This is a genomic window from Phenylobacterium sp. (genome assembly GCF_035276905.1).
GTDB lineage: Bacteria > Pseudomonadota > Alphaproteobacteria > Caulobacterales > Caulobacteraceae > Phenylobacterium.
In genome coordinates this window covers 1-18,404 of record NZ_DATELG010000245.1, presented here as the reverse complement: position 1 = coordinate 18,404, position 18,404 = coordinate 1, and the positions used below count along the sequence as shown (strand labels likewise).

The following is an 18,404-nucleotide window of genomic DNA, read 5'->3' as shown; positions in this document are numbered from 1 at the left end:
GGACATTCAACGCGCCCCCACTCGGCCTGCGACAGCCCACGCCGGCCCTCATGACCGCGAGTCGCCGACCCCTTACGCCAATGTGGACTCGAGGACGCCCTTCATCCACTTGGGATGTTCGAGCACCTTGCCGCACCCGAGCGCGACGCAGGACAGCGGATCGTCCGCCACCGTCACCGGCAGGCCGGTGTGGTCGCGGATCTCGGCGTCCAGGCCGCGCAGCAGGGCGCCGCCGCCGGTCAGCATGATGCCCTTGTCGGCGATGTCCGAGGCCAGCTCGGGCGGGGTGGCTTCCAGCGCCATCTTCACCGCGTCGACGATCTGGCCGACCGGCTCGGAGAGCGCGTCGGAAGCCTGCTTCTCGCTGATGCGCACCTCGCGCGGCACGCCCTGCATCAGGTCGCGGCCCTTGACCTCGATCGACAGGCCCTCGCCGTCGGCCGGCGCGCGGGCGGTGCCGATCTCCTTCTTGATGCGCTCGGCGGTGGTCTCGCCGATCAAGAGGTTATGGTTGCGGCGCATGTAGCTGATGATCGCCTCGTCCATCTTGTCGCCGCCGACGCGGACCGAGCGCGAATAGACGATGCCGGACAGCGAGAGCACGGCCACCTCGGTGGTGCCGCCGCCGATGTCGACCACCATCGAGCCGGTCGGCTCGTGGATCGGCAGGCCGGCGCCGATCGCCGCGGCCATCGGCTCGTCGATCAGGCCGACGCGACGGCCACCCGCATTGAGGCAGGAATCGTTGATGGCCCGGCGCTCCACCGCGGTGGCGCCCGACGGCACGCAGACGATCACCTTCGGGTTCACGAAACCCTTGCGGTTGTGCACCTTGCGGATGAAGTACTTGATCATTTCCTCGGCGACTTCGAAGTCGGCGATGACCCCGTCGCGCATCGGGCGGATGGCCTCCATGTGCCCGGGCGTGCGGCCGAGCATCTGCTTGGCCTCGATGCCGACGGCGTGGACGACCTTGCGCCCGCCGACGTTGCGCAGCGCCACCACCGAGGGCTCGTTCAGCACGATCCCCTTGCCCTTCATGTAGATGAGGGTGTTGGCGGTTCCGAGGTCGATGGCGATGTCGTTCGAGATCGCGCCGAAGAGGGAAGAGATCATGCAAGGCCCTGGTGAATGGGGGCGGGGACGGCGGGTCCGCCAGAGTCGGAAAGCAAGCTCATTGACGCCATAGATTGCGCCGAGTCGCTACGTCCTTCCTGGCTGGCTTGTCGTTCGTGTGCCCTGCCCCATGGGCGAATTCAAGGGAGAATGCAGCGCCTGCGCGCTCGCGTCGCGCGCGAATTTCACCGTTCGGTCACGCTTTACGAGCCGGCCGAATCGAAAGCTGGGCAAATTCGCCCCTCAGGAGAGCACGCCGGCGGCGGCGCGCTCCGGCGCAGCCCTGCCGTAACATCCGGTTGATCATCCGGGCGGCGCGGCGCCTTGCCGCTGGCGCCCCGCTCCGGCCCATGCCTCGGATGCGGGCGAGCCCGGCGCACCAGCTATTCCACCGCCAGGATCAGGTGCGAGGCCTTGATCAACGCGGTCACGCGGTCGCCGACGGCGATCCGCAGCGCCTCGGCGCTCTCCAGGGTGACGGTCGCGGTCAGGGTCTTGCCGCCGCCGATGTCGACGGAGATCTCGCTGCTCACCGCCCCGTCCTCGCGGCTCGTCACGACGCCCGCGATCTGGTTGCGCGCCGAGGTGCGCAGGCCCTCGCCCTTCGCCAGGACGACGAAGCTCGACTTGATGAGCGCGATCGCCGGCTTGCCGAGCGCCAGGCCGAGGTCGGCGACGCTGCGGCGGGTCAGGATCGCCGTCAGCTCGACGCCGTCGGCGACCTTGAGGCCGACCTCGCTGTTCACCGCGCCGTCGATCATCCGGCTGACTTCGCCGCGAAGGGCGTTGCGCGCGCTCGTCCTCATGCCCAGGCTCCAGAAGAGGTCCCGCGCCGCCTCGCCGGCGAAGCTGGCCTCCAGCTTGGCGACGGCGGCGTCGATCTCATCCTGAACGCGGCGGAAAGCCGTCGCAACCTCGCGTCCGCGCGCGGTCACGGTGGCTGCGCCGCCGGACCTGCCGCCGGGCGCGGCCTCGATCAAGGGGGCGGCGAAGAGGTTGTTCAGCGCCTGGACGATGTCCCAGGCGCCCTTGTAACTCAGGCCCAGCCGCTTGGCGGCCGCGGTGATCGAGCCCAGGTCGTCGACCGCCTCGATCAGCGCGATTCGGTCCAGGCCGACGCGCGGGTAGAGGCCGCGCTTCAGGCTGACGGCGACGTCGAGCTCGTCCGGCGTCATGGCGTTCCCGGCTCCACGGAAATCCCTGCGGCCAGGGCCGCGCGCGCCAGGGCGCGGATCTGCGCGGCGTCCAGCACCTGAAGCGGATCGGCGCCGCCCAGCTCCGTCGCGGGGCCGCGGAGCCGGCCGCCTTCGATCCGCAGCACCCGGTCCGCCAACCGGGCGACCTCAAGGGCGTCGTGGCTGACGTAGAGGATCGGCAGCTTCAGCGTCTGGTGCAGCGTATCGAGATAGGGCAGCACGTCGGCCTTGCTGGCCGCGTCGAGGCTGGAGAGCGGCTCGTCCATCAGCAGCAGGACCGGCCGCGACAGCAGCGTCCGCGCGATCGCCGCGCGCTGGCGCTCGCCGCCGGAGAGCGAAGCCGCCGAGCGGTCGAGCAGCTTCTGCAGGCCGAGCATCGCCACGGCCTCGTCGAACGACGCGCCCGATCCCTTCCCGGCCCGCCTGGCGGCGAAGGCAAGGTTGCCGCGCACCGACAGGTGCGGCAGCAGACTGGGCTCCTGGAAGACGTAGCCGACGCCGCGCCGGGGCGGCGGAAGGAACCGCCGGTCGTCCTGCCAGACCGCCTCGCCGACCATGACCTCACCCTCGGCGCGCGCCAGGCCCGCCAGACAGCGCAGGAGGGTGGTCTTGCCGGAACCGCTGACGCCGACCAGCGCCGTGACGCCGGCCGCCGGGACCTCGGCCGCGGCGTCGAGGGCGAAACCGCCGAAGCGGCCCTTGAGGCGCAGCCGGATCACGCCGCGCCCCGCCGCGCCTCGGCCCGCCGCTGCAGGGTGAGCAGCCCCAGCAGCACCACGAACGAAAACGCCACCAGGCCCGCCGCCAGCTTGTGGGCGTCGGCGAAGTTCAGCGCCTCGACGTCCTGGAAGATGCGGATCGACACCACCTCGGTCTTGCCGGGAATGGCGCCGCCGATCATCAGCACGACGCCGAACTCGCCGACGGTATGGGCGAAGACCAGCACCGCGGCGGTCAGGAACCCGCGCCCGGCCAGCGGCAGAGCGACGTTCGCGAAAGCGTCGAGCGGCGAAGCCCGAAGCGTGGCCGCCACCTCCAGCGGCCGCGCCCCGATCGCCTCGAAGGCGCTGCGGATCGGCTGCACGGCGAAGGGCAGCGAATAGATCACCGAGCCGATCACCAGGCCGGCGAAGGTGAAGGCGAGCGTTCGCACCCCGAGGGGATGCAGGAGGCTCATCAGGGGGCTTTGGGGGCCCAGCGCGATCAGCACATAGAACCCCAGCACTGTGGGCGGCAGGACGATCGGCAGGGCGGTCAGCGCCGCCACCGCCTCCTTCCACCACGCCTGGCTGCGCGCCAGCCACCAACCCAGGGGAGCGGCGACCACGAGCAGGATGACGGTCGTCAGGCTCGCCAGCGCCAGCGTTGTCCAGACGACCTGTCCCACGGCCTCAGCGGGCCTCGTAACCGTAGCGCCTGATGATGGCGACCGCCTGCGGGCTCTTGAGGAACTTCAGGAAGGCCGCCGCCGCCGGGTTCTTCTGGCCCGTGAACAGCAGCACCGCCTGCTGGTCGATCGGCTTGTGGTCGCCGGTCGGCACCAGCCAGCGCGAGCCGCCCTGCTGGTCGATGACCTGCGAGAGGGCCACGAAGCCCAGGTCGGCCGCGCCCGAGGCGACGAACTGGTAGGCCTGGGTGATCGAGGTCCCCTGCACGATCTTCGGCTTCACCTGATCGTAGACGCCCAGCCGCTGCATGGCCTGCACCGCGGCCGCGCCGTAGGGGGCGGCGGCGGGATCGGCGATCGACAGCTTGGCGAACTTGCCGCTTTTCAGCACCGCCCCGCCCTCGTCCACCAGGCCCGGGGTCTTCGAATAGAGCACCAGCCGGCCGACGGCGTAGGTGAAGCGGGTGTTGGGCACGCCCAGGCCGTCCTGCTCGGCCTTCTTCGGCCGGTCGGCATCGGCCGACAGGAAGACCTCATAGGGCGCGCCGTGGGCCATCTGGGCGTAGAACTGGCCGGAGGAGCCGAAGCTCAGGATCGCCTTGTGGCCGGTCGCCGCGGTGAAGGCTGCGGCGATCTCCTTGGCCGGCTCGGTGAAGTTGGCCGCCACGGCGACCTGGGTCTCGGCGGCGAGCGCCGGGACCGCGAGCGCCCAGGCAAACAGCACGCCGACCAGCGACAAGCGTCGAGTGATAGCGCGCATGTTCCGGACCCCCGAGTCGTTATAAAGAGCGACTTCATAACGCTGTGAGCGGCGGGGGAGCAAGGTTGACGCTGCGAAAGCCCTCCCCCCTCGATGGGGGAAGGGTTGGGATGGGGGTGTGGCTCCGGCGTCAAGGTCATTTGCCGCTCTTGGCGCCTGCGCCGACCAGTGTCTCGACCGCACAAGCCCTGCCAGCACCCCCTATCCCGGCCTTTCCCCCATCGAGGGGGAAAGGGGTCCCCTAAAACAGCTCCAGCGCGCCGGCGTCCTCGGCCTTGGGCGGTGCGACGGGCCGGGTCTCGCGGGCGATGAGCTCCGGCGCGGCGCTGCCCATGAACACCTGCCGGGCGCGGCCGCTCACGGGCCAGTACTGCAGCCTGCGGCCGGAATCCCCGCGCAGCGAGCCGCCGACGTGCTGGATCCCCTCGCGGCGGAGGAATTCCTCGGCGAACCGGGCGTTCTTCTCGCCGACGCTGGTCAGGCCTGCGACCACACAGGCGCCGCCGAACAGCTTCGCCTCGATGCGCTCACGCCGCGCGCCGTGCGCCAGGAGCGCGTTCACCAAGAGCTCCATGGCGTGGACGCCGATGCCGATGTTCTCGCACTCGCCGCGAGCAGTGTCCGCGCCGGGCAGCAGGAAGTGGTTCATGCCGCCGACGCGGGCTACGGGATCGCGCAGGCAGGCGGCGACGCAGCTGCCGAGCAGGGTCGAGATGACGATGCTCGGGTCTTCACTGACGTACTGCTCGCCCTGCACGATGTGCACGATCTCGCCGTCGGCGGTCGTGCGGCGGACCTGGACCGGCGGCGGGCTCGTGGCGGCGGCGCGCGCCAGCCTCGCCGAGCGGCGTTCTGCAAGAGTGCCGATGTCGTTCACGCGGGCGTTCCCCTAGGCGGCCACGCGGTTGACGGCGTCGACCAGCTTCTTCGGGTCGAACGGCTTGACGATCCAGCCGGTGGCGCCGGCGTCGCGCGCGCGAAGCTTCTTTTCGGGGCTGGATTCGGTGGTCAGCACCAGGATCGGGATCCCCCGGTTCTGGGCGTCCGCCCGCACGCCCTGCATGAAGCCGTAGCCGTCCATCCGCGGCATGTTGATGTCGGTGATGATGACGTCCGGGCGGGTCTCCTGCAGGAGCTCCAGGCCCTGAACGCCGTCCTCCGCCTGGACCACGTCGAAGCCGGCGTCGATCAGCGCCATGCGCAGCATGTCCCGCATGGTCCGCGAGTCGTCGACGGTAAGCACGGTCTTGCTCATGCGGCGACCTCGCCACGGCAAGTCTTCGCCAAGTCGCAACCTGTCCTGTCGCTGGCCATTCTGGCTCTCCTCCCTTTGACATCCCGCACTCTGGGAGGCGTCTGCTTAAGGTTCGGTTTCGCCAGGATCGTCAGAAACTTAGCCTGACATCCGACGAGATGGCCTCAGACGGTCTCGGGCATTCCGGCGAGCAGCTTGTCGAGCGTAACCGGATAGTCTCGGACCCGCACGCCGACAGCGTTGTAGACGGCGTTGGCGATGGCGGCGGCCACGCCGCAGATGCCGAGCTCGCCCACGCCCTTGGCCTTCATCGGCGAGGACAGAGGATCGACCTCGTCGAGGAAGATCACCTCCTGGTGCGGGATGTCGGCGTGGACCGGCACCTCGTAGCCCGCAAGGTCATGGTTGGCGAAGAAGCCGACCCGCTTGTCGACCGCCAGCTCCTCCATCAGGGCCGCGCCGACGCCCATGGTCATGGCGCCGATCACCTGGCTGCGGGCCGACTTCGGATTGAGGATACGCCCGGCGGCGCAGACCGCCAGCATCCGCCGCACCCTGATCTCGGCGGTCGCCGCATCGACCGCGACCTCGACGAAATGCGCGCCGAAGGTCGACAGGCGGTAGGTCGTCGCCAGGTCGCCGTATTCCATCGCGTCCTCGGCGGCGAGGCCGTCCGGCCCGGCGGCCTGCGCCAAGGCGACGCTTTGGTTGCCCAGCCGGACGTAGCCGTCGGCGAACTCGGCCTGGGCGGGATCGAAGCCGACCTTCCGGGCGGCGGCCTCGCGCAGCTTGACGCAGGCGGCGTAGACCCCGGCGGTCGAGCTCGCCGCGCCCCACTGCCCGCCGGAGCCGGCGGACGCCGGGAAGGTCGAGTCGCCCAGGCGCACCACCACCTTGTGCAGCGGCAGGCCCATCATCTCCGCCGCGGTCTGGGCGATGATGGTGTAGCTGCCGGTGCCGATGTCGGTCATGTCGGTCTCGACCGTGCAGACGCCCTCCCCGTCCAGCCTGACGCGCGCGGCGGACTTCTGGACCGGCGCGCCGCGGTAGGCCGCCGCCACGCCCAGCCCGATCAGCCAGCCGCCGTCGCGCACGCTGGCCGGCTTCGGATTGCGCGCGCGCCAGCCGAAGCGCTCGGCGCCGAGCCGCAGGCATTCGACGAGCTGGCGCTGGGAGAAGCGCCGCTCGGGCTTTTCGGGGTCGACCTGGGTGTCGTTGCGGATGCGGAACTCGACCGGATCGAGGCCGAGCTTCTCGGCCATCTCGTCCATGGCGACCTCCAGCGCCATCATCCCCGTCGCCTCGCCGGGCGCGCGCATGGCGTTGCTCTCCGGCAGGTCGAGGGCCGCCAGCCGGGTCGCGGTCATGCGGTTGGCGCCGGCGTAGAGGGCGCGGGTCTGGTCCACCGCGCCGTCGGCATGGCCCCCCGGCAGGTCGCCGGACCAGCTTTCGTGGCCGATGGCGGTGATCTTGCCCTCGCGCGTGGCGCCGATACGGATCCGCTGGATGGTGGCCGGCCGGTGGGTCGTGTTGTTGAACATCAGCGGCCGGGTCAGGGCCACCTTGACGGGCCTGCCGGCGGCGCGCGCGCCCAACGCCGCACAGATCGCGTCGGCGCGCGGGAACAGCTTGCCGCCGAAGCCGCCGCCGACGAAGGGCGAACTCAGCCGCACCTTCTCCTTGGCGAGGCCGAGCGTCGTGGCGATCTCGCGGCGGCTCCAGTCGATCATCTGGTTCGAGGTCCAGAGCGTCAGCTCCTCGCCGTTCCAGGCGGCGATGGTAGCGTGCGGCTCCATCATCGCGTGCCCCTGGTCGGGCGTGGAGTAGGTCTCGTCGAGCTGGACGGGGGCCGCAGCGAAGGCGCCGGCGAAATCCCCGACCGCCGTGTCGGCCGGACTGCCGAAGATCATGCCGGGGTTGACCGCGCTAGCCTTGGCGGCGGCGAGGTCGAAGGCGCCGGGGGCGGCCTCGTAGCTGACCTTGATCAGGGCCGCAGCGGCCCGCGCCTGCTCGAAGCTTTCGGCGACCACCACCGCGACCGCCTGGTGGTAGTGCTGGATCTCGGGCCCGCCGAGAAGCTTGGCGGTGTTGCTGGCGCCCTTGGACAAGGGACCGGCGTTCTCGGCGGTGACGACCGCCAGCACGCCCGGCGCGGCCTTGGCGCGGCTCGCGTCCATCGCCAGGATCCGTCCCTTGGCGATGGCCGAGCCCAGCACGTAGCCGTAGGCCTGGTTGCGGACGACGTCGTGGCGCTCGTAGGCGTAGGCCGCGGTCCCGGTGGTCTTGAGCGGGCCTTCGATCCGGTCGGCCGGGCGGCCGACGATTCTCAACCGGTCGATCGGGTTGTCGGCGGCGGGCGTGTCGAACTTCATGGTCTCAGGCCCTCGCCGCTTGCACTCGACTGGCGGCCAGCACGGCGCCCAGCGTGCGCTCGGCCAGCGGCAGCTTGAACGCGTTCTCCGGCGTGGGCTTCGCGCCGGCCAGGAGTTCGGCCGTGACCGCCTTGGCGCCCTGGGGCATCCGGGCCTCGGCCGCCTCGACCCGCCACGGCTTGGGGGCGACGCCGCCAAGCGCCACGCGGCCGGTCCCGTCGGGCTGGACGACCGCCGCCACCGACACCAGGGCGAAGGCGTAGGACGCCCGGTCGCGGACCTTGTGATAGGCGTGAACCCCGCCAAGCGGCCTGGGCAGGGTCACGGCGGTGATCAGCTCGCCGGCCTCGAGCGCCGTCTCCAGATGCGGCGTCTCGCCGGGCAGTTTGTGGAAGTCGGCGATGGGGATCCGGCGGGCCTTGCCGTCCGCCTGGACCGTCTCGACGGTCGCGTCCAGCGCGCGCATCGCCACCGCCATGTCGCTCGGGTGGGTGGCGATGCAGGCCTCGCTCGCGCCGATCACCGCCAGCTGCCGGCTGAACCCGCCGAGCGCCGCACAGCCGCTGCCGGGCCGGCGCTTGTTGCAGGATTGGTTGGTGTCATAGAAGTACGGACAGCGCGTCCGCTGCAGCAGGTTGCCGGCGGTCGTCGCCTTGTTGCGCAGCTGCCCCGAGGCGCCGGCCACCAGCGCCCGCGACAGCACCCCATAGTCGCGCCGCACGCGCGGGTCGGCCGCGAGGTCGGTGTTGCGCACCAGCGCCCCGATGCGCAGGCCGCCGTCGGGCGTCTGCTCGATCTTGTCGAAGCCCAGGCCGCACACGTCGATCAGGTGGCTGGGCGTCTCGATCTCCAGCTTCATCAGGTCGAGCAGGTTGGTGCCGCCGGCGATGAACTTCGCGCCCTTGGTCTTCGCCGCCGCGGCGGCGGCGCGCGTGGGCGAGGTCGCGCGCTCGTAGCTGAAGGCCCTCATGACCCGCCTCCGGCGACCTCGGCGATCGCCTCGATGATGTTGGAGTAGGCGCCGCAACGGCAGATGTTGCCGCTCATCCGCTCGCGCAGCTCGTCTGTCGTGACCTGCGGCGCGGCCGTGATGTCGGCGCTGGCATGGCTCGGCACGCCGGCCTTGATCTCCTCGAGGACGGCGACCGCCGAGCAGATCTGGCCGGGCGTGCAGTAGCCGCACTGGTAGCCGTCGTGCTTGACGAAGGCCGCCTGCATCGGGTGCAGCGCCTCCGGCCGGCCCAGGCCCTCGATCGTGGTGATGCGGTCGCCCTCGTGCATCACCGCCAGCGTCAGGCAGGAATTGATCCGCCGTCCGCCGACGACCACCGTGCAGGCCCCGCACTGGCCATGGTCGCAGCCCTTCTTCGTGCCGGTCAGCCGCAGGTGCTCGCGCAGCGCGTCGAGCAGGGTGGTGCGGGTGTCGAGCTCGAGGGTGCGCGGCTCGCCGTTTACGGTGAACGACACTCGGGACATGACCGGCGCTCCTGGTTGTCGGACGCCCGCCACGGCCGGCGACGCCAGCGAGGCGCAGCCTACAGCCAGCACGCCGCGCCTGGACATGTCGAATATCGCGCCTTCGGGAAGGTCGTCCGCATCTCTGGGGCCGCGATCCACCGATGGGTTCTCCTCGATTGCCAAGCCTGGAGTCTAGCGCTGCACGAGCGCCTGCAGCGCCGCCGGATAGCGGGCGCCCTGCACCGCGACGCCGGAGACGGCGCGCTCGATGCCGGCCAGATCCTCGGCGGTCAGCTCGACGGCGGCGGCGGCGAGGTTCTCCTCCAGGCGATGCAGCTTGGTCGTGCCGGGGATCGGCACGATCCACGGCTTCTGCGCCAGCAGCCAGGCCAGCGCGATCTGCGCGGGCGTTGCTCCCTTGCTCGCCGCGATCCGGCCGATCTCGACCACCAGGGCCTGGTTCGCCGCCCGGGCGTCGGGCTCGAAGCGCGGCGAATGGCTGCGGAAGTCGGCCTCGTCGAATCGAGTGTCGGCCGTGATCGCGCCGGTCAGAAACCCCTTGCCCAGCGGGCTGAACGGCACGAAACCTATCCCCAGCTCTTCCAGCGTCGGCAGGATCTCCTCCTCCGGCTCGCGCCACCACAACGAGTACTCGCTCTGCAGGGCCGCGACCGGCTGGACCGCATGGGCGCGACGGAGGGTCTGGGCGCTGGCCTCGGACATGCCGAAGTGCTTCACCTTGCCCTCGCCGATCAGCGCCTTCACCGTCCCGGCGACGTCCTCGATCGGCACGTCCGGGTCGACGCGATGCTGGTAGAGGAGGTCGATCGTCTCGACCCTCAGCCGCTTGAGCGCGGCCTCGGCGACCGCCCGGATGTGCTCGGGCCGGCTGTCGAGGCCGACCAGGGCGCTCGCGTCCTTGAAGCCGAACTTGGTGGCGATCACAACCTGGTCGCGCACCGGCGCCAAAGCCTCGCCGACGAGCTCCTCGTTCACATAGGGGCCATAGGCCTCGGCGGTGTCGAAGAAGGTGACGCCGCGGTCGAAGGCGGCCCGAATCAGACTCACCGCCTCGCTGCGGTCGGTCGCCGGTCCGAAGCCGAAGCTCAAGCCCATGCAGCCAAGGCCGAGAGCGGAGACTTCCAGGCCGCTGCGGCCGAGTTTGCGCTTTTGCATAGCTAGCTCCGTGTCCGTTGCGAACAGAACTTAGGGCGCGCAAGCCGCACCGATTAGCCGTTAAGATCGGCATGCACCTATGTCTGGAGTTCATGAATGCGCCGCGACGAGCTTGGCGACTTGACCGCCTTCCTGGCGGTCGCCGAGGAGCGCAGCTTCACCCGGGCCGCGGCGAGGCTCGGGACGTCGCAATCGGCGCTCAGCCACACGGTCCGTCGCCTCGAGACCCGACTCGGCCTGCGGCTGCTCACGCGCACCACGCGCAGCGTCGCGCCGACCGAGGCGGGCGAGCGGCTGGTCGAGACCCTGCGCCCGGCCTTCGACGACATAGACGCTCTGCTGGTCGAGCTTGGCGAGCTGCGGGAGAAACCGACCGGCGCGATCCGCATCACGGCCACACGACATTCGGCCGAGACCGTCCTGTGGCCGGCGCTGGAGCGGCTGATCCCGGACTACCCCGACATCAAGGTCGAGGTGGCGATCGAGGCCAGCCTGACCGACATCGTCGCCGAGCGCTACGACGCCGGCGTCCGGCTTGGCGAACAGGTCGCCAGGGACATGATCGCCGTGCGGATCGGTCCGGACATGCGCATGGCCTGCGTCGGCGCGCCGGCCTACTTCGCCGCCCATGGCGTGCCGCGCACGCCGCATGAGCTCACTGGCCACAGCTGCATCAACGTGCGCCTGCCGACGCTTGGCGGCCTCTACGCCTGGGAGTTCGAGAAGGACGGCCGGCCGCTGAACGTGCGGGTCGACGGCCAGCTGGTGTTCAACGACAACACCATGGTGCTGAAGGCCGCCGCAGCCGGCCTGGGCCTCGCCTGCGTGCTGCAGGACCAGGCCGAGGAGCATCTCGCGGACGGAAGGCTGGTGCAGGTGCTTGACGACTGGCACCCGCCCTTCCCCGGCTATCACCTCTACTATCCCAGCCGCCGCCAGCTCTCGCCGGCCTTCGCCCTCCTGGTGGAGGCCTTGCGTTATCGCGGGAGATCCTAAAAGCCGCTGGCCACCCGTCCGCCCGGCGCCGACTTCTCCTTGCGGGCGAAGAGGTTGTTCAGCGCGTTGACGTAGGCCTTGGCCGAGGCGGTCAGGGTGTCGGTGTCGGCGGCTTGGCCGGTGGCGATGCGGCCCTCGTCCTCCAGCCGCACCGAGACCTGGGCCTGGGCGTCGGCGCCTTCGGTCACCGCATGCACCTGGAACAGACGCAGCACCGCCTCGTGCGGCGCCGCCAGCTGGATGGCGTGGAACACCGCATCGACCGGGCCGTCGCCCGTCGCATTGGCCGAGCGGTCCTCGCCGTCGACGGTGAGCGTCAGGAAGGCCTCCTGCGGCCCGCCGGTGCCGGCGATGACCCGCAGGTGCTTGACCTGGATGCGGTCCGCGCCCGAGGCCAGCGCGTCGTCGACCAGGGCGACGATGTCGTCGTCGAAAACGTGCTTCTTCTTGTCGGCCAGGTCCTTGAAGCGCCGGAAGGCCTCGTCGAGCGCGTTCTTGCCCAGCTCGTAGCCCAGCGCCTTCAGCTTCTCGCGGAACGCGTGGCGGCCGGAGTGCTTGCCCATCACGAGGTTGGTGGCGCCCTGCCCCACGTCTTCGGGCTTCATGATCTCGTAGGTCTCGGCGTTCTTCAGCATCCCGTCCTGGTGGATGCCGCTCTCGTGGGCGAAGGCGTTCTTGCCGACGATCGCCTTGTTGAACTGCACCGGAAAGCCGGTGATCGCCGAGACGTAGCGCGAGGCCCGGGTGATCTGCAGCGGCTCGACGGCGGTCTCGTAGGCCAGCTTGTCGCCGCGCACCCGCAGCGCCATGACGATCTCTTCCAGCGCCGCGTTGCCGGCGCGCTCGCCGATGCCGTTGATGGCGCACTCGATCTGGCGCGCGCCGCCGTTCAGCCCGCCCAGGCTGTTGGCGACCGCCAGGCCGAGGTCGTTGTGGCAGTGGGTGGAGAAGACCACCTTGTCCGCGCCCGGCACCGTCTCGATCAGGTCGCGGAATATGGCGGCGTACTCGTCGGGATAGCTGTAGCCGACGGTGTCGGGGATGTTGATGGTCGTGGCGCCGGCCTTGATCGCGGCCTCGACGCAACGGCGCAGGAAGTCGCGCTCGGTGCGGGTGGCGTCCTCCGCCGACCACTCGACGTCGTCGATCAGGTTGCGGGCGTGGGTCACCGAGCGGGTCACCGCCTCCAGCACCGCCTCCGGCTCCATCTGCAGCTTCCACTTCATGTGCACGGGGCTGGTGGAGATGAAGGTGTGGATGCGGCCGCGCCTGGCCGGCTTCAGCGCCTCGGCGCAGCGCTCGATGTCGCCGGGGGCGGCGCGCGACAGGCCGCAGACGGTGCTTTCCGTCACGATCTCGGCGATCTGGCGGACGGCCTCGAAGTCGCCGTTGGAGGCGATCGGAAAGCCCGCCTCGATCACGTCGACGCGCATCTCCTCGAGGATCTTGGAGAGCTCCAGCTTCTCCTGGAGCGACATCGAGGCCCCAGGCGACTGCTCGCCGTCGCGCATGGTGGTGTCGAAAATGATGACGCGGTCGCGGGCGACGTCGGCGGATTGGGTCATGGCGAAATTTAGCCCAGCGGACGCTGCGCCTCAATCCGCGGCCGGCTTCTCCCGCGAGCGCAGCCACCGGCGCGCCGCCCAGCCGACGCCGATCCAGGCGACGGCCAGCACGACCAGCCACAGGAGGTCGCGCCCCAGTTCGCCGCGCATGGCCTTGGCGATCGAGGCGCCGGCGAAGGCGGTGAGCGCGATCTTCGGCACGATGCCGATGGCCGTGCCGGCGGCGAAGTCGAGCGCCCGCATCGGCGTCACCCCGGCGGCCATGTTGACGACGATGAACGGCGCCGAGGGGACCAGGCGCACGATCAGGCTGGCCAGGAAGCCGTTCCTGCCGACGTGGTCCATGAACCGCTTCACCCCGGCGCCGGAGAACCGCTCCAGCGCCCCCGCCCCCGCCGCGCGCCCCAGGTAGAAGCCGACCAGGGCCGAGACCATGGTGCCGATCCAGCTGTAGGCGAAGCCCGCCAGCCCGCCGAAGGCCACGACGGCGGCGGCGATCAGCATGAACTGCGGCACCCCGACGAAGGCCAGGGCGGCGAAGGCCGCCACCGCGACCGGCAGCGCCAGGGGCCCGCTCGCAGCCCCCATCCACCGCTCCACCGTCGCCTCGCCGCTGAAGCCCAGCACCTGGGCCCCGAACAGGAAGACCACGCCCACGCCGCCGAACAGCAGGAAGGAGACCGCCAGCGTCCGCCACGCCTTGGCGTCCATGTTGGACAGGAACTGCAGAAGGCGGCGCATCTGGAGGCGTGAGGTCGCCGATTGGGAAGGCGGGGTCAAGCTTCCCTCCCGGAAGGGAGGGAGGATTGGGTTTGCCGCGGCGCACACTTGGGCTAAACCGCGCGCGCTTTTCACCTCCACCTCCAGCCGGGAGCACAGCCCGCCATGTCGCTGCAGTCCGCCGCCCTTTCCCGCGTGAAGCCCTCCGCCACGCTCGCGGCCGACCAGAAAGCCCGCGACCTGCGCGGCCAAGGCCGGGACGTCATCGGCCTGGCCGCCGGCGAGCCGGACTTCGACACGCCCGACAACATCAAGGAAGCCGCCGTCAAGGCGATCCGCGACGGCAAGACGAAGTACACCAACGTCGACGGCGTTCCGGAGCTGAAGGAAGCCATCTGCGCCAAGTTCCAGCGCGAGAACGGCCTCTCCTACAAGCCGGCCCAGGTGAACGTCTCGCCGGGCGGCAAGCCGGTGATCTACAACGCCATGGTCGCCACCCTGAACCCGGGCGACGAAGTGATCATCCCGACGCCGTACTGGGTCAGCTACCCGGACATGGTGCTGCTGGCCGGCGGCGAGCCCCGCTTCGTCCAGACCACCGCCGAGACCGGCTTCAAGGTGCAGCCGGCCGACCTGGAAGCGGCGATCACGCCGAAGACCCGCTGGGTGTTCCTGAACTCGCCTTCGAACCCGTCCGGCGCGGCCTACACCAAGGCCGAGCTGCGGGCGGTGGCCGACGTGCTGCTGCGCCACCCGCACGTCTGGATCCTGACCGACGACATGTACGAGCACCTGCTGTTCGACGACTTCGAGTTCTGGACCATCGCCCAGGTGGAGCCGGCGCTCTACGACCGGACCCTGACCATGAACGGGGTCTCCAAGGCCTACGCCATGACCGGCTGGCGGATCGGCTACGCCGCCGGCCCCGAGGCGCTGATCAACCTGATGCGCAAGGTGATGAGCCAGACCACCTCGAACCCCTGCTCGATCTCGCAGTACGCCGCGGTCGAGGCGCTGAACGGGACCCAGGACTTCATCAAGCCGAACCAGAAGCTGTTCCAGGGCCGTCGCGACCTGGTCGTCTCGATGCTGAACCAGGCCGCCGGCATCAACTGCCCGACGCCGGAAGGCGCCTTCTACGTCTACCCGTCCTGCGCAGGGCTGATCGGCAAGACCGCGCCGAGCGGCAATCGGATCGCCTCGGACGCCGACTTCGCGAACGAGCTCCTGGAAGCCGAGGGCGTGGCGGTGGTGCACGGCGCGGCCTTCGGCCTCTCGCCCTTCTTCCGCATCAGCTACGCCACGGCGAACTCGGTGCTGGAAGAGGCCTGCACCCGCATCCAGCGCTTCTGCGCCAGCGTGAAGTAATCATGCCGCTCCCCGCGTGCGGGGAGCGGATGAGTCAGTGCTTTTCGCGCCACTGCGACTTCGCGGCGTCGCGGGTGCGGTTGAGGTGCACGGCCTTGTCGTCGACGCTCTCGACCCAGCTGAACGGGATCATGTGGTGTTTCAGCCCGGAGAAGAGGCCGAACTTCGAAAGCTCGATCTCGTCGCCGACGACGTGGTCGACGCGCCCAATGTGACTGCCGTCGGATCCGACCACCTTCATGTGCTCGCGGATCTGTGAAGCCTGCACCATGATCAGACTCCTCGTTGATTGCCGGGCCCGCTAAACGAATGATCAGGCCAGGGGTTTCGCATGACCGAGCCGATCAATCTCAACAAGTTCCGCAAGGCCCGCGCCCGCGCCGACGAAAAGGTCCAGGCGGCCGAGAACCGCGTCCGCTTCGGCCGGACCAAGGCGGAGAAGACGACATCGAAGCTGGAAGCGGAGCGCGCCCGGCGCGCGCACGAGGAGAAGAAGCGGGACGAATAGTCCCCCCCATTAAGGGAGCGACGTGATCCGCAGCCGCCGGCGGGCCGCGTCCAGCGGCTCGTTCAGCAGCCGCTCGTAGTCCTCGCCGGGCAGCCAGGCGGCCGCGCGGCCGCGGCGGAAGCCCTGCCAGATCGCGCGGGCGACCGGCAGGTTGCGCGTGCGCAACACCGCGCCGAGGGCGATCAGCGCCCAGCCGGGCCCTCTCGTCTGGGCGTACGAGAAGGCCACCAGGCACGCCTCGCCGAGGCGATCGCGGCCGTAGCCGGTCAGCACATGCCAGACGTCGTGGATGTCGCGGGTGCGGCGGCCGAACCAGGCGTAGGGATGCGCCTGCTCGATCTGCGCCAGCCGCTGGCGGCTGACCGCGGCGAGCCCCTCGGCCGACAGCCGCTCGGCGCGCATGAACTCGCGGTAGGCGGCCCCGACGGAGCCGTCCGGCAGGGCGTCCAGCCAGGCGTCGTCCATCAAGAGGTCGGCGAGCTCGACGTGCTCGTAGGCGATCCGGCCGCCCTCGCGGGTCGTCAGCAGCCGCTGGTAGTTGCGCACGTTCGCCTTGCCGTTCAGCGCCCGCATGATCTCGAAGACCTGGGCGGTGTCCTCGCCGTCGGCCAGCAGCTTGCGCAGCGCGGCAAGCGCCCGTCCCCATTCCAGCCTGGTCGCGACGCCGCGCGCGGGCGCCGCTTCGGCGCCCTGAGCCGCGGCCATGAGCGTGATCCTTCTGCGCCCGAAGAAAATGACGCATGCGTCATCTTTTTTCAAGAGCCTTGATCGAACGCCTTCCCCGCGGGAAAGCAGGGCCATGCAGAGCCTGCGCAAACGCTCCCTCCAGCTCGCCGGCCACCGCACCTCGATCGCGCTGGAGCCGGAATTCTGGGCGGTGCTGGAGGAGATGGCGAAGGCCCGCGGCGCCAGCCTGGCGGCCCTGGTCCTGCGCATCGACGCCGAGCGCGGCGAACGGCCGCTGGCCTCGGCCTGCCGCGTCGCCGCCCTCGCCTGGGCCGGCCTCAGCCGCCGGCGGGATTGAGGATCCCCAGCGCCAGGACGAACAGGGCGACGACCAGAATGCCCGCGAGCGCCCAGACGATCATCGGCATGGAGGTGTGGCGGCGGTGGCGCGGCTCGTCCGACATCGTTCCCGCCCGGTGTCTGCGCGAGGGCTGTTGGCCTCGCGGTCCCAACAAGGGCCCTTGCCGGAAGTTCCGCGTCGTCGCCGGGACTTAAGCCGGCGTCGCGGCGTGCTACATATGTTCCGATGTCCGCTTCCGAATCCCCCTTCGACGACGAGCTTCCGGCGCCGCGCATCAGCGAGCTGGCGCGACCGCGGGGCCCAGCGCCCGACTACCTGGCCGGGCTGAATCCCGAGCAGCGCGACGCGGTCGAAACAACCGACGGGCCGGTGCTGGTGCTGGCCGGCGCCGGCACCGGCAAGACGCGCGTGCTGACCACCCGCCTGGCCCACATCCTGGCGACCGGCCGGGCCCGGCCCTGGGAGCTCTTGGCGGTCACCTTCACCAACAAGGCCGCGCGCGAGATGCGCGAGCGGATCACCGCCATCATCGGCCCCCAGGCCGAGGGCCTGCGCTGGCTAGGCACCTTCCACTCGATCGCGGCCCAGATCCTGCGCCGCCACGCCGAGCTCGTGGGGCTGAAGTCGAACTACACCATCCTCGACACCGACGATCAGGAACGGCTGATCAAGCAGATCCTGGAGGCCGAGAACATCGACGCCAAGCGCTGGACGCCGAAGGCGCTGGCCGGGCTGATCGACCACTGGAAGAACCGCGGCTGGACGCCGGACCGCCTGCCGCCGGCCGAGGCGCAGCATTTCGCGAATGGAAAAGGCCAGGCGCTCTACCGCCAGTACCAGGAGCGGCTGCGGGTGCTGAACGCCTGCGACTTCGGCGACCTTCTGCTGCACAACCTGACGCTCTTCACCGCCAACCTGGACGTGCTGGCCGACTATCACGAGCGGTTCCGCTACCTGCTGGTCGACGAGTACCAGGACACCAACGTCGCCCAGTATCTGTGGCTGAGGCTCCTGGCCCAGAAGCGGCAGAACGTCTGCTGCGTCGGCGACGACGACCAGTCGATCTATGGCTGGCGAGGCGCGGAGGTGGACAACATCCTGCGCTTCGAGCGCGACTTCCCAGGCGCGAAGGTGATCCGGCTGGAGCGCAACTACCGCTCGACCAGCCACATACTGGCCGCCGCCTCCGGCCTGATCGCCACGAACAAGAGCCGGCTCGGCAAGACGCTGTGGACCGAGTCCGACGGCGGCGAGAAGGTGGTTGTCCGCGGCGTCTGGGACGGCAAGGCCGAGAGCCGGCTGATCGCCGAGGAGGTCGAACGGGCCAAGCACGGCGGAGGGGACCGCGACCCGCGGCGCTATCGCGACATCGCCATCCTGGTGCGCGCCTCGTTCCAGATGCGCGCCTTCGAGGAGCGCTTCGCCCTCCTGCAGATCCCGCTGAAGATCATCGGCGGCCAACGGTTCTTCGAGCGCGCCGAGATCCGCGACGCCCATGCC

The 18,404-nt window shown here is 70.2% G+C and carries 21 protein-coding genes; 5 read left to right on the top strand and 16 right to left on the bottom strand.

The window, feature by feature from the left end; translation table 11 throughout:
• Window positions 1–72: 72 nt before the first annotated feature.
• The 11 genes from VJS38_RS11375 to VJS38_RS11325 all read right to left on the bottom strand — a co-directional run bounded on the left by VJS38_RS11375 (window position 73) and on the right by VJS38_RS11325 (window position 10,720).
• A complete protein-coding gene (locus VJS38_RS11375) occupies window positions 73–1,116 on the bottom strand; it encodes a rod shape-determining protein (protein ID WP_012522835.1) in 1,044 nt (347 codons plus the stop codon).
• A 383-nt stretch (window positions 1,117–1,499) separates the two neighbouring features.
• Window positions 1,500–2,291: a TOBE domain-containing protein gene (locus VJS38_RS11370; RefSeq protein ID WP_324088261.1), complete on the bottom strand. Its 792-nt coding sequence runs from the start codon at window positions 2,289–2,291 to the stop codon at window positions 1,500–1,502.
• On the bottom strand, window positions 2,288–3,031 hold the full coding sequence (locus VJS38_RS11365; RefSeq protein WP_324088260.1) for a molybdenum ABC transporter ATP-binding protein: 744 nt from the start codon (window positions 3,029–3,031) through the stop codon (window positions 2,288–2,290). The genes VJS38_RS11370 and VJS38_RS11365 overlap by 4 nt, the downstream gene beginning before the upstream one ends.
• Window positions 3,028–3,699: a molybdate ABC transporter permease subunit gene (gene modB / locus VJS38_RS11360; RefSeq protein WP_324088259.1), complete on the bottom strand. Its 672-nt coding sequence runs from the start codon at window positions 3,697–3,699 to the stop codon at window positions 3,028–3,030. Before modB ends, VJS38_RS11365 begins: the two co-directional genes overlap by 4 nt.
• Window positions 3,700–3,703: 4 nt before the next feature.
• Window positions 3,704–4,459: a molybdate ABC transporter substrate-binding protein gene (gene modA, locus VJS38_RS11355; protein ID WP_324088258.1), complete on the bottom strand. Its 756-nt coding sequence runs from the start codon at window positions 4,457–4,459 to the stop codon at window positions 3,704–3,706.
• A 241-nt stretch (window positions 4,460–4,700) separates the two neighbouring features.
• Window positions 4,701–5,228, bottom strand: a complete 528-nt coding sequence (locus VJS38_RS11350) for a chemotaxis protein CheD (protein ID WP_414692437.1) — start codon at window positions 5,226–5,228, stop codon at window positions 4,701–4,703.
• A 120-nt stretch (window positions 5,229–5,348) separates the two neighbouring features.
• Window positions 5,349–5,714 carry a response regulator gene (locus tag VJS38_RS11345; protein WP_324088256.1) on the bottom strand — a complete coding sequence of 122 codons (366 nt, stop codon included), beginning with the start codon at window positions 5,712–5,714 and terminating at the stop codon, window positions 5,349–5,351.
• Between the two features lie 164 nt (window positions 5,715–5,878).
• The gene (gene paoC, locus VJS38_RS11340; RefSeq protein WP_324088255.1) at window positions 5,879–8,086 is read right to left on the bottom strand and encodes an aldehyde oxidoreductase molybdenum-binding subunit PaoC; all 2,208 of its coding nucleotides are present in this window, start codon (window positions 8,084–8,086) and stop codon (window positions 5,879–5,881) included.
• A gap of 4 nt (window positions 8,087–8,090) precedes the next feature.
• On the bottom strand, window positions 8,091–9,056 hold the full coding sequence (locus tag VJS38_RS11335; RefSeq protein WP_324088254.1) for a xanthine dehydrogenase family protein subunit M: 966 nt from the start codon (window positions 9,054–9,056) through the stop codon (window positions 8,091–8,093).
• A complete protein-coding gene (paoA, locus tag VJS38_RS11330) occupies window positions 9,053–9,649 on the bottom strand; it encodes an aldehyde dehydrogenase iron-sulfur subunit PaoA (RefSeq protein WP_324088262.1) in 597 nt (198 codons plus the stop codon). Before paoA ends, VJS38_RS11335 begins: the two co-directional genes overlap by 4 nt.
• Window positions 9,650–9,736: 87 nt before the next feature.
• On the bottom strand, window positions 9,737–10,720 hold the full coding sequence (locus VJS38_RS11325) for an aldo/keto reductase (protein WP_324088253.1): 984 nt from the start codon (window positions 10,718–10,720) through the stop codon (window positions 9,737–9,739).
• A gap of 96 nt (window positions 10,721–10,816) precedes the next feature.
• Here VJS38_RS11325 and VJS38_RS11320 point away from each other — a divergent pair, with 96 nt between their 5' ends.
• Window positions 10,817–11,716 carry a LysR family transcriptional regulator gene (locus tag VJS38_RS11320; protein ID WP_324088252.1) on the top strand — a complete coding sequence of 300 codons (900 nt, stop codon included), beginning with the start codon at window positions 10,817–10,819 and terminating at the stop codon, window positions 11,714–11,716.
• Here VJS38_RS11320 and VJS38_RS11315 read toward each other — a convergent pair.
• Together VJS38_RS11315 and VJS38_RS11310 are read right to left on the bottom strand one after the other, a co-directional pair.
• On the bottom strand, window positions 11,713–13,281 hold the full coding sequence (locus VJS38_RS11315) for a 2-isopropylmalate synthase (protein ID WP_324088251.1): 1,569 nt from the start codon (window positions 13,279–13,281) through the stop codon (window positions 11,713–11,715). The two genes, VJS38_RS11320 and VJS38_RS11315, sit on opposite strands and share 4 nt — an antisense overlap.
• A gap of 30 nt (window positions 13,282–13,311) precedes the next feature.
• Window positions 13,312–14,022 (bottom strand): TVP38/TMEM64 family protein, encoded by a 711-nt coding sequence (locus VJS38_RS11310; protein WP_324088250.1) that lies wholly within the window; start codon window positions 14,020–14,022, stop codon window positions 13,312–13,314.
• 144 nt (window positions 14,023–14,166) lie between these two features.
• Between VJS38_RS11310 and VJS38_RS11305 the strand changes: the two genes are divergently transcribed.
• Window positions 14,167–15,369, top strand: coding sequence for a pyridoxal phosphate-dependent aminotransferase (locus tag VJS38_RS11305; protein ID WP_324088249.1), 1,203 nt, complete (start codon window positions 14,167–14,169; stop codon window positions 15,367–15,369).
• Between the two features lie 34 nt (window positions 15,370–15,403).
• On the opposite strand, the gene VJS38_RS11300 is transcribed toward VJS38_RS11305, so the two are convergent.
• Window positions 15,404–15,640, bottom strand: a complete 237-nt coding sequence (locus VJS38_RS11300; RefSeq protein ID WP_324088248.1) for a DUF2171 domain-containing protein — start codon at window positions 15,638–15,640, stop codon at window positions 15,404–15,406.
• Window positions 15,641–15,700: 60 nt separating this feature from the next.
• Between VJS38_RS11300 and VJS38_RS11295 the strand changes: the two genes are divergently transcribed.
• A complete protein-coding gene (locus VJS38_RS11295; RefSeq protein ID WP_324088247.1) occupies window positions 15,701–15,877 on the top strand; it encodes a DUF4169 family protein in 177 nt (58 codons plus the stop codon).
• A 9-nt stretch (window positions 15,878–15,886) separates the two neighbouring features.
• On the opposite strand, the gene VJS38_RS11290 is transcribed toward VJS38_RS11295, so the two are convergent.
• Window positions 15,887–16,582: a Coq4 family protein gene (locus VJS38_RS11290; protein ID WP_324088246.1), complete on the bottom strand. Its 696-nt coding sequence runs from the start codon at window positions 16,580–16,582 to the stop codon at window positions 15,887–15,889.
• Window positions 16,583–16,676: 94 nt separating this feature from the next.
• Here VJS38_RS11290 and VJS38_RS11285 point away from each other — a divergent pair, with 94 nt between their 5' ends.
• Window positions 16,677–16,901, top strand: a complete 225-nt coding sequence (locus VJS38_RS11285) for a ribbon-helix-helix domain-containing protein (RefSeq protein WP_324088245.1) — start codon at window positions 16,677–16,679, stop codon at window positions 16,899–16,901.
• Here the strand turns inward: VJS38_RS11285 and VJS38_RS11280 are convergent.
• Window positions 16,882–17,007 (bottom strand): hypothetical protein, encoded by a 126-nt coding sequence (locus VJS38_RS11280; protein WP_324088244.1) that lies wholly within the window; start codon window positions 17,005–17,007, stop codon window positions 16,882–16,884. The genes VJS38_RS11285 and VJS38_RS11280 overlap by 20 nt on opposite strands.
• 122 nt (window positions 17,008–17,129) lie before the next feature.
• Here VJS38_RS11280 and VJS38_RS11275 point away from each other — a divergent pair.
• Window positions 17,130–18,404: ATP-dependent helicase (locus VJS38_RS11275; RefSeq protein ID WP_324088243.1), on the top strand; the 1,275-nt coding region annotated here is incomplete at its 3' end.